This window comes from Streptomyces sp. NPDC008163 (assembly GCF_042956885.1).
GTDB lineage: Bacteria > Actinomycetota > Actinomycetes > Streptomycetales > Streptomycetaceae > Streptomyces > Streptomyces drozdowiczii_A.
The window spans coordinates 90,314-104,626 of sequence record NZ_JBIBHG010000013.1; the positions used below are offsets into that span (position 1 = coordinate 90,314).

The window sequence follows — 14,313 nt, forward strand, 5'->3', positions numbered from 1 at the left end:
GCCGGCGTGTCGGTCCACTCGGCGGCCAGGTGGTGTTCGTTGTCCCTCACGACCGGCGTCAACCGGCCCCACCGCCGATGAGGCGACGCGCCGCGAACTCGACGTACTCGTGCAGTCCGTAGGCCAGTGCGAGCGCCGTCACGGCTGCCAGCACCACCGACGCCGCGAGAGCGGCGACCCCGACGCGCCGGACGCCCCCGCGCGCCGGTGCGGGCTCGGGCAGCAGCAGGGCCGCTACCCGTCGCGGCACCGGTCCGCTCGTGGCCGACAGCAACGGATACCCGGCCACGCGTGCGTGCGCCGCGCCGGCCAGCGCCGCACGGGCGATCGCCGCGGCGGTGACGCGACGGTCCCCCACGACTTCGGCGGCCTCCTCGTCCGCCCAACGCTCCAGGTGGAAAGCGAGCGCCTCGCGCAGGCTCCGTATCGCCGGGTGGATCACCGAGACGAGGTCGACCACCGCCGACAGCAGATGGTGGCGCCCGGCGAGGTGTGCCCGCTCGTGGGCCAGCAGGACCTCGCGCTCACCCGGCTCCAGCGACCGCAGCATGCCGGATGTCACGACCACCCGGCCCCGCCGCCCCCGGTACCCGGGCAGCGCGAAGGCGTCCACATCGGTGCCCGGGACCACCAGCACGTCCCCGTCCCCCGTACCCGCCCCGGCCGACAGCCACGCCCTTCCGAGGAGCGCGCGGTGTCGGCTCCAGCGCCGGACCAGGAGCACCAGCTGGGTCAGCAGCAGGGCTCCGGCCACGCAGGCGAACGGCACCGCCGTGGGCCACACCTCCAGGACCCGCGTCAGCGACAGCCGCTCCAGCGAGGCGAGGAACGGTACGTGGAACAGGCCGGCCAGGGCGGAAACCGTCCCGCCGGCCAGGAGCACGGCCGCGCCGACGAGCGTCCGGCACGCCCAGCGGGGCGGCAGCCGGTCCGCGAGGCGCCTCGCGACGGCTGCTCCGCCCCAGGGGAACGCGAGCGTCAGTACGACCACGAGCAGCACGTACGTCACTCGGATTCGCCCTCGGCTTCCAGGAGGAGGCGGCGCAGCGTCTCCTCGTCGTCCTCGGACAGGGAGGACACGAAACGCTTCAACACCAGGTCACGACGAGGATCGCTGTCCAACTCACGGCGCATGCGTCCGGCGGCCATCCCGGCCTCGTCGTGCACCGGTTCGTACGCGTAGCCGCGCGTGGCCGGGACGCGGCGCAGGGTGCCCTGCTCATAGAGGCGGGCCAGGATGGTGGCCATCGTCGTCCTGGCGAGCCCCTTGTCCAGCGCGGCATTCACCTGCTGGGCGGTCATCGGCGCTTCCGCTTCCCAGAGCACGGCCAGAACATCCGCGACGAGCTCACCGTGCCGGCGCCTCCCGTCCCGAGGTTTCTTCGGCACTGTCTCTCCTGTACTCCCAGCCAACTGAGGTATGCCTAATCTAACGCCACCGGGATCGCCGGTGTCCTGCCCAGGGGCTCGGGCTCACCCGCAGGGCGTGGTGCCGTCGCGGGCCGCCCGCGCGCACGCGTTGCCCCGTGCGGCGTAGCGCTGGTGGCCGGGGTGCGGAGGCCGGGGAAGGCTGCGGGTCAGCACAGAGCCGTCGCCGACCTTCAGATGCCGGGAGCATTCATGGCCCTCGCCCCTTCCGCCGACAGCCCGGGGGACGCGGAGCAGGACGCCCGGTCGGCCGATCGCAAGGGCGGCCCGGGGCACACGGTGCTGCTGGCGGTGGCGTTCGCGGTGCCGGTCACGAAGGTCGCGTACACCGTCGGGGGCGGCGCCGCGGCCCGTGACGTGTTCGTCGGCATGGAGCCCGCCAACTGGCCGGACGTCCTGATCGGCATGGTCCTCACCGACGCGCTGCTCGCGTCCGTGCTGGCCGTCGTCGTCTCCCGGGTCGTCTTCGCCCTGTTCGCGGCGCGCGGCGCGGTCCCCGTCGAAGCGGGCTTCCTCCGGGCCCTCCAGCGTGCGGCCCTGACCGTTGTCAGCCCGGCCTCGATGGCGGTGGTGATCGCGTGCTTCTTCGGCCTCTGGTGGGGGCTGGGCACCGGGCTCGTGGCGTACGCGCTGCGCAAGGGCGTCGTCGTCGAGTACCGCACCGGCCGCCGGCGCCCGCACAAGCACCCCGGCGACCGGCGTACGGGGTCCGGATCGCACGACGACGACAGCTACCGGCCCTCGCCGGTGCTGCGCCGCGCGGCGGCCCTGGAACAGTGGGCGGTCCTCGGCCTGACCGTCCTCGCGCTCCCGGTGCTGTCCTTCGCCGCGGCCCTGAACGGTCAGGCGTGGACCTCGATCGTCCGCTGCGAGGTCACCGCCGGCACGCACACCGAGAGCAACCGCCTGATCGAGCTGAGCCGCAAGGGCAACGGTGTCGTGGGGTGGAACCTGGACACCCGGGAGATCTCGAACGGCGCGGGGTGCGTCGGCGAGGAGGGCCTGTATGTGCGCGAACCGTGGTGGCACGACTGAGCGGGGCCCTCCTCGCCGTGGCGGTCAGGTGTCAGCCGCTGACGCTGGGCAGGCCGTTCTCCAGGTGGCCGACGAACCGCTGGGACCAGGTGGTGTCCGAGGAGACGGTGACGGTGTGGTCGTACCAGCCGGAGCCGTAGGTCTGCACCGAGAAGTCGTCCGTGACGGTCTTGCCGGCCGGCACGGTGTACGTCCAGGGTCCGCCGGTGCGGTACGCGTTCGCCTTGATGGTGAACGTCACGGCGGCGGCGCTGTTGTTGGTCAGGGTGAAACGGAGCTTGACGGCTCCGGAGACGGTGACGGCGGATGCGGCCACGAGGAGGTCCTTGCCGGCTCGGGTGGCGTTGCCCTTGAAGCGGCGCATGAACCGGTTGGGGCCGAGCACGGTGAGGTCGTAGACGCCGTCGCCGTAGCCGGGGCCGCAGTTGTAGAAGTCGGTGGCGCTGCCACCGGCGGCGACCGTGTAGGGCCAGGGGCCTCCCGCACGCTGCGTCCCGTTGGTGTGGACGGCGAAGTGGCAGGCCGCACTGCCCCCATTGGCCGTCCTGATGTTGGCCTGGACGGACGTGCCGGAGGTGGTGAAGGCGGTCAGGTCGGCCGCGGGCTGGTAGGGCAGGGGCCGTGCCTTGCGGGTGCCCGCTTCCTGGGTGGGCGGTTTGTTGTCCACCGGTGCGGGGTTGGGCAGCCCGGCGCACTGGCTCATGTCCACCGTGGTCCCGGTGGCCGGCAGGGCGGGCAGGCCGTAGACCGGGCTGGTGAAGTCGAACATGCTGGTGAGGTCGCCGCACACCGCGCGCCGCCAGGCGCTGATGTTGGGGCAGGTGGCCGGCTTGCCGATCGCGGCCGTCCACCTCTCCAGGAACCGCAGGACCGACGTGTGGTCGCCGGTCTGGGAGTTGACGTAACCGCCGCGGCTCCAGGGGGATATGGCGATCAGCGGTACACGGAAGCCGAGGCCGATGCTCGTCCCGCCGATGAACTCGTCGGCCGTACCGGTCGGCGGGGTGGGCGGCGGTACGTGGTCGAAGTAGCCGTCGTTCTCGTCGTAGTTGAGGAAGAGGATCGTGGAATTGAAGACGTCCGGGTCGGCGTTGAGGGCGTTGATGACCTGGTGCACGAAGTGCGCCCCGTTGGCCGGTGTGGCCATGGGGTGCTCGGAGTAGTTCTGGTCGGGGACGATCCACGACACCTGCGGCAGCGTGCCCGCCCGTACGTCGGCGGCGATCGCGTCACAGATGTCGGCGGCCACATCACCGGGCTCGGTGGTGCCCCGGGGGACCGTGGACATGCCCTTGCTCCGCAGCGGGCTGCCGGCGGGGGCCGAGGTGAACTGCGCGAAGTACGCGAGCCCGTTGTCTCCGTAGTTGTCGGCCGCCTGGTACACCTTCCAGCTGACCGCGGCCTTCTCCAGTGCCTCCGCGTACGTCTCCCAGGTCAGCCCGGACTCGCTGCCGCCGTCCTTGGACGACTCGCTGATCTTCCCGCTCCACAGGTAGGTGCGGTTGGGGCCGGTCGCGCTCATCCCGGAGGCGTGGTAGGCGTCGCAGACCGTCCAGGTGTCGGCCAGGGCATAGTGGAAGGGGATGTCCTCGCGGGTCAGGTACCCCAGGGAGCGCAGACCCTTGGCGGAGACCCAGGAGTCCATTTTCCCGTGGTTCCAGGCCGCGTGCTGGCTGGCCCAGTCGTGGGCGAGGTCCCCGCTGCACTGGGCCAGGCGCTCGGGGTCGGCGCCGCCGGACGCCTGCGTCGCGCTGAGCTGCCACGGGTAGTGGCGGCCGGTGCCGTTCGGCTGGTCGAAGACGCCGTGGCCGCCCGCGAGTTCGACGGTGCTGCGGTCGGAGAAGCCCCGGACGCCCTTGAGCATCCCGAAATAGTGGTCGAAGCTGCGGTTCTCCTGCATGAGGATCACGATGTGTTTCGCGTCCTTCAGCGTCCCGGTCGCGGCGGCCTCCCCGGCTGGGGCCTTCCGGGGCTCGGCGGCGGACGCGCGGACCGCCCGGGGGCCGCTCACCCCGGCCGCCGCAGCCGCCGTCGCCGCGGTGAGAGTGATGAAGTCACGTCGATTCGGCTTGCGCATGACACTCCTGAAAGGTCGGCATCGGCGGTCGGCTACAGACCCGGGCCCTGGTAGGCGCCCCGGTTGGGCTTGGTGGCCGACGGAACAGCGTTGCCCCAGTAGTCACGGCCGCCGTTGTCGGTGATGACCGCGCCGTTGCCGAGGGCGGGCGAGGTGGACTCGAGCCGGTAGCCGTCCACCTCGTGGATCGAGCTGCCGCCGGTGCCGGGAGCGACGAACCGCGGGTCACCCGCGATGCCGTTGGCGGTGGGCCGGGGCACGCCCTGGAAGACGTTCCAGTACCACTGGATCCCGGACTTGGCGGGCAGCCGGGAATCGGCCGTTCCGACGAAGATGTTGTTCTCGACCACGCTTTCGTCAGGGAGCGTGACGTTGAACTTCTTGTCCGTGCAGTAGAGAACGTTGTTGTACAGGTGCAGCGCCGAGCGGCCCGCACTGTTGCTGCTCATGCGGCAGTCGTTCTCGGAGATGTTGTAGCGGACGACCTCCTTGGCCCCGCCGATCGTGCCGCAGCCGTCGCAGTCGAGGAAGAAGCCGCCGATGTTGTCGCGGCTGTAGTTGTACTGGATCGTGCAGTAGCCGGTGTTCCCCCAGTCGCAGTCGAACGCCTGACTGTCGGCGACGGACATCCTGGTGGTGTCGTACACCGCGTTCTTCTGGATGGTCGGGTTGTGGTCGCCGAGCACCCAGATCCCGGCGAAGTTGCCGCCGGAGAACGGGTACGCGCCGTTGCCGATGCCGGACGCGTCGTTGTACTGGATCATCGGCGCGTTGGCGTAGCTGACGATGATGCCGTCACCGCCGACGTCCTTGACGGTGTTGTACTCCACGAGAACACCGTTGCCCTTGGTGGCCATGGAGCCGGTACGGATCTTCAGTCCGCCGCCGCCCGTGTTGCTCACGGTGTTGTGGTGCACGTGTACGTCGTTGAGCGTGGAGTTCGCCCCGGTGGCACCGGTGACGACGCTCCCCGACTGGACGTAGTCCTCGGTGACGGAACCGGTCTTGTCGGTCTGCCCGGCCACCCGGTCGATGACGAGGTTGCCGATGTCGAACCCGGTGTGGGCCTTGCCGTCGGTGGCGGAGATGCGGAGGCCGGTGCGGCGGGCGAGGGAGCCGGCCGGGTTGGTGATCCTCAGGTAGCTGATCGTCCAGTGGTCCTGGTCGGCCAGCGAGACGGCGTCCGCGGCCCCGTCGCCGTTCAGGACCGGCAGTGCGCCCGGGCCGTAGCGAGTGAGCGTGATGGGCCGGCTCGCGGTGCCGCTGCCCTTGGGGGCGAGCGCACCCTTGCAGGTGGTACCGGAGGCGAAGGCGAGCGTGTCGCCCGCGCCGTACGTCTTCCCGTTGGCCTGGGTGACGCTGTTGAAGGGGCTGGCCTCGGTGCCGGTCCCCGCAGTGGACCGCGAGCAGTCGACGTAGGTGGTGGAACCGGCCGCCATTGCCGGCTGGTTGGGCAGGACAACGGTACCGATGAGGGCGACGGACGCGGCGAAGAGCACGCGACTCGCTCTGATGCTCATGCGAGAACCTCCTGGGGTGGGTGGCCCGAAATTAGAGGTCACGATTGATCAGGTCAAGAGATTCGCTCAACACAACCGCTCATTGATCGAATGATCGATCTAAGGAGCAGGAAGGAGCGGTTACGTTCATACGGCGCTGTCCCCGTTGTCGCCGAAACTGCTGCCCGGGCCCGGTCACCGGGTGAGGCAGCAGTCCCCGCAGGTCGAGCCGCCCGGCACCCGGTAGTACAGGCAGCAGCTGCGGCGGCGGAAAATCGGCCCGGGCCCGGTGATCCGGCCGGTCCCGCGCAGCCGTCCCGTCTCCAGGAGCCCCCGCGTCAGCTCGGTGAGGGGCCCCCGCAGTCCGGGCCGGGACCTCAGCAACTGCGCCGCCGATCCGACCAGCGCCGAAGCGGAGTTCCCCGCGAGCAGACCGGGCGCCACCTTGGCGGGCAGGTGGCTCTCCACGCGCTGAAGGACGCCGTCGGCCTGCGCGGCCACCGCGTCCGCGAACCCCACGCCGGGCCGTGGTGCGCGGCGGCCACGCGCCCCGGCCAGCCGAAGGGCCGACCCTTCCCCGGCCCACTCCACGGTGGCCATCACCGGCACCACCCCGTGGACGAGGGCGCAGGCGAGGACGGGGGACCAGAGGCGTGCCGCGAGTCCGAGGTGGGCGACGGAGACTCCGACACGGGCTTCGGCGGTGCCGCAGCGTTCGTTGACGGTCCCGGCCAGCGCCGCGAACCCGTCCGGAGTGAGACCCCCTTCACCGGACGCGGGCCCCCGGACCACGTCGAGGGCGAAGAAGCCGCCCAGCCGCGCGACGTCGCGCAGGGCCGCCCCGATCTCGTCCGTCGTCACATCGTCGTCCGCCGCGCCCTGATCGCCGGCCATCGCGCCACCCGCCTCCCGCCCCGGGACCCCCGCCCGGATCAGAGCCGCCGGGCCCTCGCGAGGGACAGGGCGTCCACCACCTCGTGTACGACGCGCTCGGCGTCCTCGGGGTTGTTCACGACATCGGTCCGGTTCATGTCGATCACCAGGACGTCGCTGGCGGAGTAGTGCTCGCGCACCCAGTCGTCGTATCCGGACCACAGCGTCCGGTAGTACGCCACGAGACCCTCGTCCTGCTCGAAAGCGCGCCCCCGCAGCCCGATGCGGTGCAGCACGGTCTCGAAGTCCGCGCGGAGGTACACCATGAGATCCGGCGCCTTGCGGTACGGCAGACCGTCGATCTCACGCATCATCTCGGTGAGCAGCCCCTCGTACACCCGCATCTCCAGGGAGCTGATCCTGCCGAGGTCGTGGTTGACCTTGGCGAAGTACCAGTCCTCGTAGATCGACCGGTCGAGGACGTTGTCGTCCTGGAGGTACGCCTCCTTGATCGCGGCGAACCGCGTCTGCAGGAAGTAGAGCTGGAGGAGGAAGGGGTAGCGCTTCGCCGCTATCTCCTCGGGGCCGGCGGTGTAGAAGAGCGGCAGGATCGGGTTGTCCTCCACGCTCTCGTAGAAGACCTTGCTCCCCAGTTCCTTGGCGATCAGTTCGGCCACACTGGTCTTGCCGATCCCGATCATGCCGCCGACGCAGATCACTGCCCCACCTCGCTTCTTTTCCGGGCAACGTCAGAGGGCGCGATGCCCGGGACGCGGCACTCACACCACATTCACCTGCCGCCGCGATGCCTCGGAGGTGTCGCAGCAGGTGTCTGCGGTGATCCTGGCGCTCTGCTCACGGGACGGTCGGAGGGATCATATCGGCGGTCGGCGACACCCGGATCCAACGGCACCGCTCGGCCCAGGTCACGGACCGTTCGGCCCCTTCCTGACGGCGGCGGCAGCGCGCAGAGTGGAGTGCGGCGGCCGTCTCACCGACTCCTCAGCGGGCCTGCCCCGGAGGGTGTGCGGCATTCCGCCGGGAAGGAAGGCCGCGGAGGCTCTGTGCCGTCGGAATCCGAGGACAGGGGAGCTGAGTGATGTGTCGAAGGCAACGATCACCGACCTCTACGAAGTCACCATGGCCTTTTCGTACGTCCGTGAGGGGATGGAAGCGCCCGCAGTGTTCAGCCTCTTCGTGCGTGACCTGCCCCCGGGGCGGGGATTCCTGGTCGCCGCCGGCCTGGAGCCCGCCCTCGACTACCTCTCCGGCTTCACCGTAGGCACCGCGGACGTCCGGGACTTCGCCCAGGTGATGCACCGCGAGGAGCAGGATCTGCGACCGCTCGCCGGACTTCGTTTCGACGGCGAGGTGCGCGCCGTGCCGGAGGGAACGATAGTGCTCGCCGGCGAACCGCTCCTGGAGGTGACCGCGCCGCTTCCGCAGGCCCAGCTCGTGGAGACGTACCTGCTCTCGCTGGTCTGCCACCAGACCGCCGTCGCGTCGAAGGCCGCACGCTGCGTACTCGCGGCGGCCGGACATCCCGTGATCGACTTCTCGCTGCGCCGCTGCCACGGTCCGCAGGCGGGCCTGGCATCGGCTCGGCTCGGAGCACTGGTGGGGTTCGCGGGCACGAGCAACGTGGCTGCGGCCGTCCGGTACGGGGTTCCGGCCTCCGGCACGATGGCTCACTCCTACGTCCAGTCGTTCCCCGGCGAACCGGACGCCTTCCGCGCGTTCGCCCGGACCCACCCGGGTCCCGTCACGCTGCTCGTCGACACCTACGACACCGAGCGCGGTACCCGGGCGGCGGCGCGGGTCATCAACGAACTGGGCGCTCCCGCCGGATGCGCGATCCGCCTCGACAGCGGCGACCTCGGCGCGCTTGCGCGACGCGCCCGGAGCATCCTCGACACCGCGGGGCTGCCCGGGGTCCGGATCGTCGCCAGCGGCGGTCTCGACGAATACGCGATCGACGCGCTCGTCCGGTCGGGGGCACCGATCGATGTGTACGCGGTCGGCACGAAGGTGGGCGTCGCCGCAGACGCCCCGTATCTCGACGCGGCCTACAAGCTCGTCGCCTACGACGGCCTGCCGGTCATGAAGCTGTCGTCCCGCAAGGTGACCGCACCCGCCGCCAAGCAGGTCTTCCGGCGGCCGGGGCTCTCGGACGTCGTGGGACTCCGCGACGAGCCGGTCCCCGCCGGAGCGGAACCGCTGCTGCACACCGTAATGCGCAACGGTCGCAGAATCGGACCGCGCCCCTCCCTCGCATCCTCACGAGCCCGCTTCGAGGCGGATCTCGGCCAGGCCGCGGAGGCGGTGCGCGGAATCGACGAGCCGCGGGCACCGGTGGCCTCCGTATCACCACGCCTTGCCGCTCTGACAGATGAGGTCAAACGGCGCATCGCCGCCACGACCAGGAGCGACACACCATGATCGGCGGGCCCGTGCGACGGCACCCGCGCGCACACCGGCACCGTTCGGGGCCACCCGGAAGGGGCCGTTCGGTCCCCGACCAGCCCTGTCGGCCCCAGCCGCTCGGGCACGCGGCACGGAACAATGGAGGGCGGACGCGTCGGCACTCCGCAGGGAGGCCCTCATGACACCTCAGGCCGTCGTCGGTCTCGACGGCTCACCCGGAAGCATTGCCGCGGAGCAGTGGGCCGCCCGGACGGCGACACGGGAACGCGCGGACCGTTCCGAGCGGTTGCTGCGGGACACGCCGAACAGGGCATGTGCGACGCACCACGACCTCGAAGTGATCACCGAACAGCGCCGCGGCGGGCCGGACCGGGGATTGGCCGCCTGCGCGAACGGCGCCGTCATGACGGTGCTGGGATCGCCCGGCCTCGGCTCGGTCGTCGGCTACCTCGTCGGCTCCGTCGCGCCGGCCGTCGTCGGCCGGACCCGGCGGCCCTGCGTCCTGGTGAGGGAGGGTGCGCGGGCGCTGCACGCGGGCCCGGTCCTCGAAGGACGGCCCGGCACGCGGGCCCTCGCTCCCCGTCCCGTCGCCTCCCGCACGCGGCCGCTCGGCCCGTGCGCACCGAGGCCGCGCCGGTGACGCGTATCCCCGGAGGAAACCATGTCCGCCTCGCACCACACCGTCGGCGACGTCATGACCCACACCGCGATCGCGATCGGCCGCGACGCGCCCTACAAGGAGATCGTCGCCCTCATGGACCAGTGGAAGGTCAGTGCGTTGCCCGTCCTGGAAGGAGAGGGACGGGTCGTCGGGGTCGTGTCGGAGGCGGATCTGCTGGCGAAAGAGGAGTTCCGGGGAGTGGAACCGCGGCCGGAGGAGGTCGCGGAGGCCGCCAAGGCGGGCGCGGTGCGGGCAGGGACGCTCATGTCGAGTCCCGCCCTGAGCGTGCAGGCGGACGCGACGCTCGCCGAGGCGGCACGGATCATGGCCCGGCGGAGCGTGAAACGCCTGCCGGTGGTGAACGACGTCGGAATGCTGGAGGGAATCGTCAGCCGGAGCGACCTGCTCAAGGTGTTCCTCCGCGACGACGACGAGATCGCGGCCGAGATTCGCCACTCTGTTCTCGGCCGGCCGGCCATGCCGGTGGGTCTGGACGTCACCGTGACGGAGGGCGTGGCCACCTTGCGTGGTCAGCTCTCCGATCGCTCGCTGGTGCCGCTGCTCGCGCGCGCCGTGGCAGCGGTGGAGGGCGTCGTGGACGTCAGGATGGCACTCGACGCCCAAAAGACCCCTTGACTGGGGCCCGCACAGCGAAGGAGGGGCCATGCCGCGTCCTGCACCACCTCCACCGGCTTCTCCCGGACCCCCGCAACACCGTCGTGATCGTCGGGTTCGCCGCGGCCGGTACCCGGGCCCGGGACCTGGGCGACGGCGCCCGGACGTTGAAGATGTTCGGCGAGTACGTGCCCGTCCGCGCCGAGATCGTCGACATCCCCCACTTCTCGGCCCACGCCGACGCGGACCAGATCATGGGGTGGCTGCGCGGTGCTCCTCCCCCGCACACCACCTACCTCGTCCATGGCGAACCCGCCGCCTCCGAGGCCCTTCGGGACCGCATCGGCCACGAGCTGGACTGGACGGCCGTCGTCCCCCGGTCAGGTGAGGCCGTCCTGGTCAGCTGACCCGGGCTTTCCGGCACCGGGGGCCCGCACGGCCCTCGCGGGGCCCGCTCCCCGGGCGGACACTGTGGCAGAGGGGCCGGCGCCCGATCAGTCCGCCGAGGAGAGAGCCATGACCACCCAGCGGTTCACCGTCGCCGACGTGATGACCAAGAGGCTCGTCGCCGTGCTGCCCGGCGCGGAGTTCAAGGAGATCGCCGCCACGATGGAACGGTGGGGGGTGAGCGCCGTTCCGGTCCTCGACGGGGAGAAGCGGGTGGTCGGCATCGTCTCCGAAGGGGACCTGCTCCTCAAGCAAGAACTCCACGGCCGGCGCCTCGGCCTCGTCGAAGAGCTCCGCAGAGTAAATGACACGGCCAAGGCCGGCTCCCGCCGGGCCGATGACCTGATGACCTCTCCGGCCGTCACCATCACTCCCGGGTCGTCCCTGCCCCAGGCCGCCCGTTCGATGGCCACGCACCATGTGAAGCGGCTGCCGGTCGTCGACGAGGCCGGAAGAGTCCAAGGCATGGTCAGCCGGTCCGACCTTCTCAAGGTGTTCCTCCGCCCGGACGAGGAGCTTGCGGACGAGGTGCGCCATGAGGTGGTCGCGCACCTGTTCCCGCGCTCTCACCGCTCGGTCGAGGTCCGTGTCGTGGGCGGTGTCGTGACCATGTCCGGCACCGTCCGCGATGCCACGCTGATCCCGGTCGCGGCCCGCCTGGCCCGTACCGTCGAGGGCGTGGTGGACGTTCAGTGCGAACTCGCCGCGGGCTCCTCGGAGTAGCCGGCCCGGAAACCAGGACACCGCGCACCCGCCCCCACGTCGCGTGGTCTGCGGGTCATAAGATCACTCCCCTCGTCCGGGCTCCTCGTCGAGCACCGCCTCGGCCCGGGCCACATGCCGCTTGACTGCCTCGAAACTGTCCGGCGCGACCGAGATCGAATCGAGGCCCGCCTCGACGAGGAGCGCGGTGAACGCCGGGTCGTCACTGGGCCGCTGGCCGCACAGGCCGACGGGCCGGCCGGCCGCGTGGGCCCGCGTGACAAGTGCCTGGATACTGCGGACGACGGCGGGATCGCGTTCGTCGAAGACGTGGGCGAGGGCCTCGGAGTCGCGGTCGACGCCGAGGGTCAACTGGGTGAGGTCGTTACTGCCGATGGAGAATCCGTCGAACCGTTTCGCAAAGTCCTCGGCCAGAACGATGTTGGCCGGTATCTCCGCCATGACGTAGACCCGGAGCCCGTTCTCGCCGCGTACGAGACCCTCCTCCGCCATCACGGCGAGCACGTGGTCGGCCTCGCCGAGGGTCCGGCAGAAGGGAATCATGGCGACGACATTCGTCAGCCCCATGCCGTCCCGGACCTGGCGCAGCGCGCGGCATTCGAGTGCGAATCCCTCGCGGTAGCCGTCGCTGTAGTAGCGGCTCGCACCGCGCCAGCCGATCATCGGGTTGGCCTCGTCCGGTTCGAACGGCCGGCCGCCCAGGAGCTTGGCGTACTCGTTGGTCTTGAAGTCGCTGGTGCGCACCACGACGGGTGCAGGCCAGCGGGAGGCGGCGATCCGGGCGATGCCTCGGGCCAGCCGGTCGACGAAGTACTGCCCGTGGTCGGAGTACCCCTCGGTGATCCGCTCGATCACCTGCCGGTCGTGGCGCCCGAGACGCTCCGGGTGCAGCAGGGCCATCGGGTGGACCTTCACCTGGTGCGCGACGATGAACTCCAGGCGGGCGAGTCCCACGCCGTCGGCGGGCAGCCGCCACCAGCGGAAGGCGGCCGACGGGTCGGCCAGGTTCACCATGACCCGCGTGCGGGTGGCGGGCAGCTCCGCGAGGTCGGTCAGAGTCTCCTCGTACGGGAGCAGACCGTCGTAGACGCGTCCCGTGGCCCCCTCTGCGCAGGAGACCGTGACAGGCCGGCCGTCGTCCAGGGCGCGTGTGCCGTTTCCGGTGCCGACGACGGCAGGGACTCCGAGTTCGCGGCTGACGATGGCGGCGTGCGACGTGCGGCCCCCGTGGTCGGTGACGATCGCGGCCGCGCGCTTCATGACCGGCTCCCAGTCCGGATCGGTGACACCGGTGACGAGCACGCCCCCTTGCGGGAAGTGATCGAGGTCGACCGGGGCGTCGAGCGCGACCACAGGGCCCTGGCCGATCGCCTCGCCGACGGCGACGCCCGTCGCCTGCGGCTCTCCCGGGGTGACGGTCAGCCTGCGCCGCGTCAGGGTGGTCGTGCGCCGGTGCGACTGGACGGTCTCGGGGCGGGCCTGAACGATCCACAACTCGCCGGTCAGGCCGTCCTTGGCCCACTCCACGTCCATCGGGCAGCCGTAGTGCTCCTCGACGGCCCCCGCCCATCGTGCGAGCGTGCGGATGTCGGTGTCGTCGAGCACGCGACGGCTCTGCTCGCCGTCGGATGTGTCGACGGTACGGGTCAGTCCGGTGTCCGCGTACACGGTCTTCACGCGCTTGGTGCCGATGCGCACGTCGATCACGGGATCAAGAGCCGGGTCATTCATCCTCGGCTTGAACACGGTGTACTCGTCGGGGTCCACCCGGCCGCTGACGACCGTCTCTCCCAGCCCCCAGGCGGCGCTCACCACGATCACGTCCGGGAAGCCCGTCTCCGGGTCCAGGGTGAAGGCGACACCGGCTCCCGCGAGGTCCGAGCGGACCATGATCTGTATGCCGACCGAAAGTGCTACGGACAGATGGCCGAAGCCCATGCGCTCGCGATAGTCGATCGCCCGGTCGGTGAACAGCGACGCGTAGCAGCGCGTGCACGCCCTGAGGAGCGCCTCGGCACCGCGGACGTTGAGGTACGTCTCCTGCTGCCCCGCGAAGCTGGCCTCCGGAAGGTCCTCCGCCGTCGCGCTGCTGCGCACCGCCACCACGGGCGTCTCCACGCCGGTGTCCTGCGCCAGTCGCCGGTACGCCACGAGCACCGCGTCCCGCAGGGCAGGGGGCAGGGGTTCCGCGAGGAAGAGGGCACGGATCCGCGCGCCGACCTCGTCGAGTCGGGCCCCTTCGTGCAGCCGGTCGATCTGGGCCTGCGTACGGGTGCCCAGACTGCCATCGGCGAGCAGTTCGCGGTAGGCCCCGGCCGTGGTGGCGAATCCGGGTGGGATGCGAATGCCGGCGGCGCCGAGGCGGTTGGTCAGCTCACCGAGCGAGGCGTTCTTGCCGCCCACGCGTCCGATGTCGTGACGGCCGAGTTCCGTGAACGGTACGACCCATTCTGTAGGTACCGCGGTGTCCTCCACGATTCTCACCGTGCCCTCAGTCCAGATGGTCCCGGTACGGGAGGCCGCCGTGGAGC

General features: G+C 70.9%; 13 protein-coding genes. 6 read left to right on the top strand and 7 right to left on the bottom strand.

The window, feature by feature from the left end; translation table 11 throughout:
• Positions 1-58 precede the first annotated feature (58 nt).
• Positions 59-1,009, bottom strand: a complete 951-nt coding sequence (locus ACFZAT_RS26645) for a M48 family metalloprotease (RefSeq protein WP_391267911.1) — start codon at positions 1,007-1,009, stop codon at positions 59-61.
• Positions 1,006-1,389, bottom strand: a complete 384-nt coding sequence (locus tag ACFZAT_RS26650) for a BlaI/MecI/CopY family transcriptional regulator (RefSeq protein ID WP_391267914.1) — start codon at positions 1,387-1,389, stop codon at positions 1,006-1,008. Before ACFZAT_RS26650 ends, ACFZAT_RS26645 begins: the two co-directional genes overlap by 4 nt.
• A gap of 231 nt (positions 1,390-1,620) precedes the next feature.
• On the opposite strand from ACFZAT_RS26650, the gene ACFZAT_RS26655 reads away from it, so the two are divergent.
• Positions 1,621-2,463: a hypothetical protein gene (locus ACFZAT_RS26655; RefSeq protein WP_391267916.1), complete on the top strand. Its 843-nt coding sequence runs from the start codon at positions 1,621-1,623 to the stop codon at positions 2,461-2,463.
• A 31-nt stretch (positions 2,464-2,494) separates the two neighbouring features.
• Here ACFZAT_RS26655 and ACFZAT_RS26660 read toward each other — a convergent pair whose 3' ends face one another.
• The 4 genes from ACFZAT_RS26660 to ACFZAT_RS26675 all read right to left on the bottom strand — a co-directional run bounded on the left by ACFZAT_RS26660 (position 2,495) and on the right by ACFZAT_RS26675 (position 7,631).
• A complete protein-coding gene (locus ACFZAT_RS26660) occupies positions 2,495-4,540 on the bottom strand; it encodes a phosphocholine-specific phospholipase C (RefSeq protein WP_391267919.1) in 2,046 nt (681 codons plus the stop codon).
• Positions 4,541-4,572: 32 nt separating this feature from the next.
• Entirely contained in the window at positions 4,573-6,039 is a 1,467-nt protein-coding gene (locus ACFZAT_RS26665; protein WP_391268175.1) for a right-handed parallel beta-helix repeat-containing protein, read from the bottom strand.
• 195 nt (positions 6,040-6,234) lie between these two features.
• Positions 6,235-6,933 (bottom strand): (2Fe-2S)-binding protein, encoded by a 699-nt coding sequence (locus tag ACFZAT_RS26670; protein WP_391267921.1) that lies wholly within the window; start codon positions 6,931-6,933, stop codon positions 6,235-6,237.
• Between the two features lie 38 nt (positions 6,934-6,971).
• Complete coding sequence (locus ACFZAT_RS26675; RefSeq protein ID WP_391267923.1) at positions 6,972-7,631, bottom strand: deoxynucleoside kinase; 660 nt, start codon at positions 7,629-7,631, stop codon at positions 6,972-6,974.
• Between the two features lie 382 nt (positions 7,632-8,013).
• On the opposite strand from ACFZAT_RS26675, the gene ACFZAT_RS26680 reads away from it, so the two are divergent.
• From ACFZAT_RS26680 to ACFZAT_RS26700, 5 genes are all read left to right on the top strand, one after another.
• Entirely contained in the window at positions 8,014-9,351 is a 1,338-nt protein-coding gene (locus ACFZAT_RS26680; protein WP_391267925.1) for a nicotinate phosphoribosyltransferase, read from the top strand.
• 163 nt (positions 9,352-9,514) lie between these two features.
• Complete coding sequence (locus ACFZAT_RS26685; RefSeq protein WP_391267926.1) at positions 9,515-9,976, top strand: universal stress protein; 462 nt, start codon at positions 9,515-9,517, stop codon at positions 9,974-9,976.
• A gap of 21 nt (positions 9,977-9,997) precedes the next feature.
• The gene (locus tag ACFZAT_RS26690; RefSeq protein WP_391267928.1) at positions 9,998-10,633 is read left to right on the top strand and encodes a CBS domain-containing protein; all 636 of its coding nucleotides are present in this window, start codon (positions 9,998-10,000) and stop codon (positions 10,631-10,633) included.
• Positions 10,630-11,019 carry an MBL fold metallo-hydrolase RNA specificity domain-containing protein gene (locus ACFZAT_RS26695; RefSeq protein ID WP_391267930.1) on the top strand — a complete coding sequence of 130 codons (390 nt, stop codon included), beginning with the start codon at positions 10,630-10,632 and terminating at the stop codon, positions 11,017-11,019. Before ACFZAT_RS26690 ends, ACFZAT_RS26695 begins: the two co-directional genes overlap by 4 nt.
• Positions 11,020-11,128: 109 nt before the next feature.
• Positions 11,129-11,782: a CBS domain-containing protein gene (locus ACFZAT_RS26700; protein ID WP_391267933.1), complete on the top strand. Its 654-nt coding sequence runs from the start codon at positions 11,129-11,131 to the stop codon at positions 11,780-11,782.
• A gap of 63 nt (positions 11,783-11,845) precedes the next feature.
• Here the strand turns inward: ACFZAT_RS26700 and ppsA are convergent, their stop codons facing one another.
• Positions 11,846-14,257 (bottom strand): phosphoenolpyruvate synthase, encoded by a 2,412-nt coding sequence (ppsA, locus tag ACFZAT_RS26705; RefSeq protein ID WP_391267934.1) that lies wholly within the window; start codon positions 14,255-14,257, stop codon positions 11,846-11,848.
• Positions 14,258-14,313 lie beyond the last annotated feature (56 nt).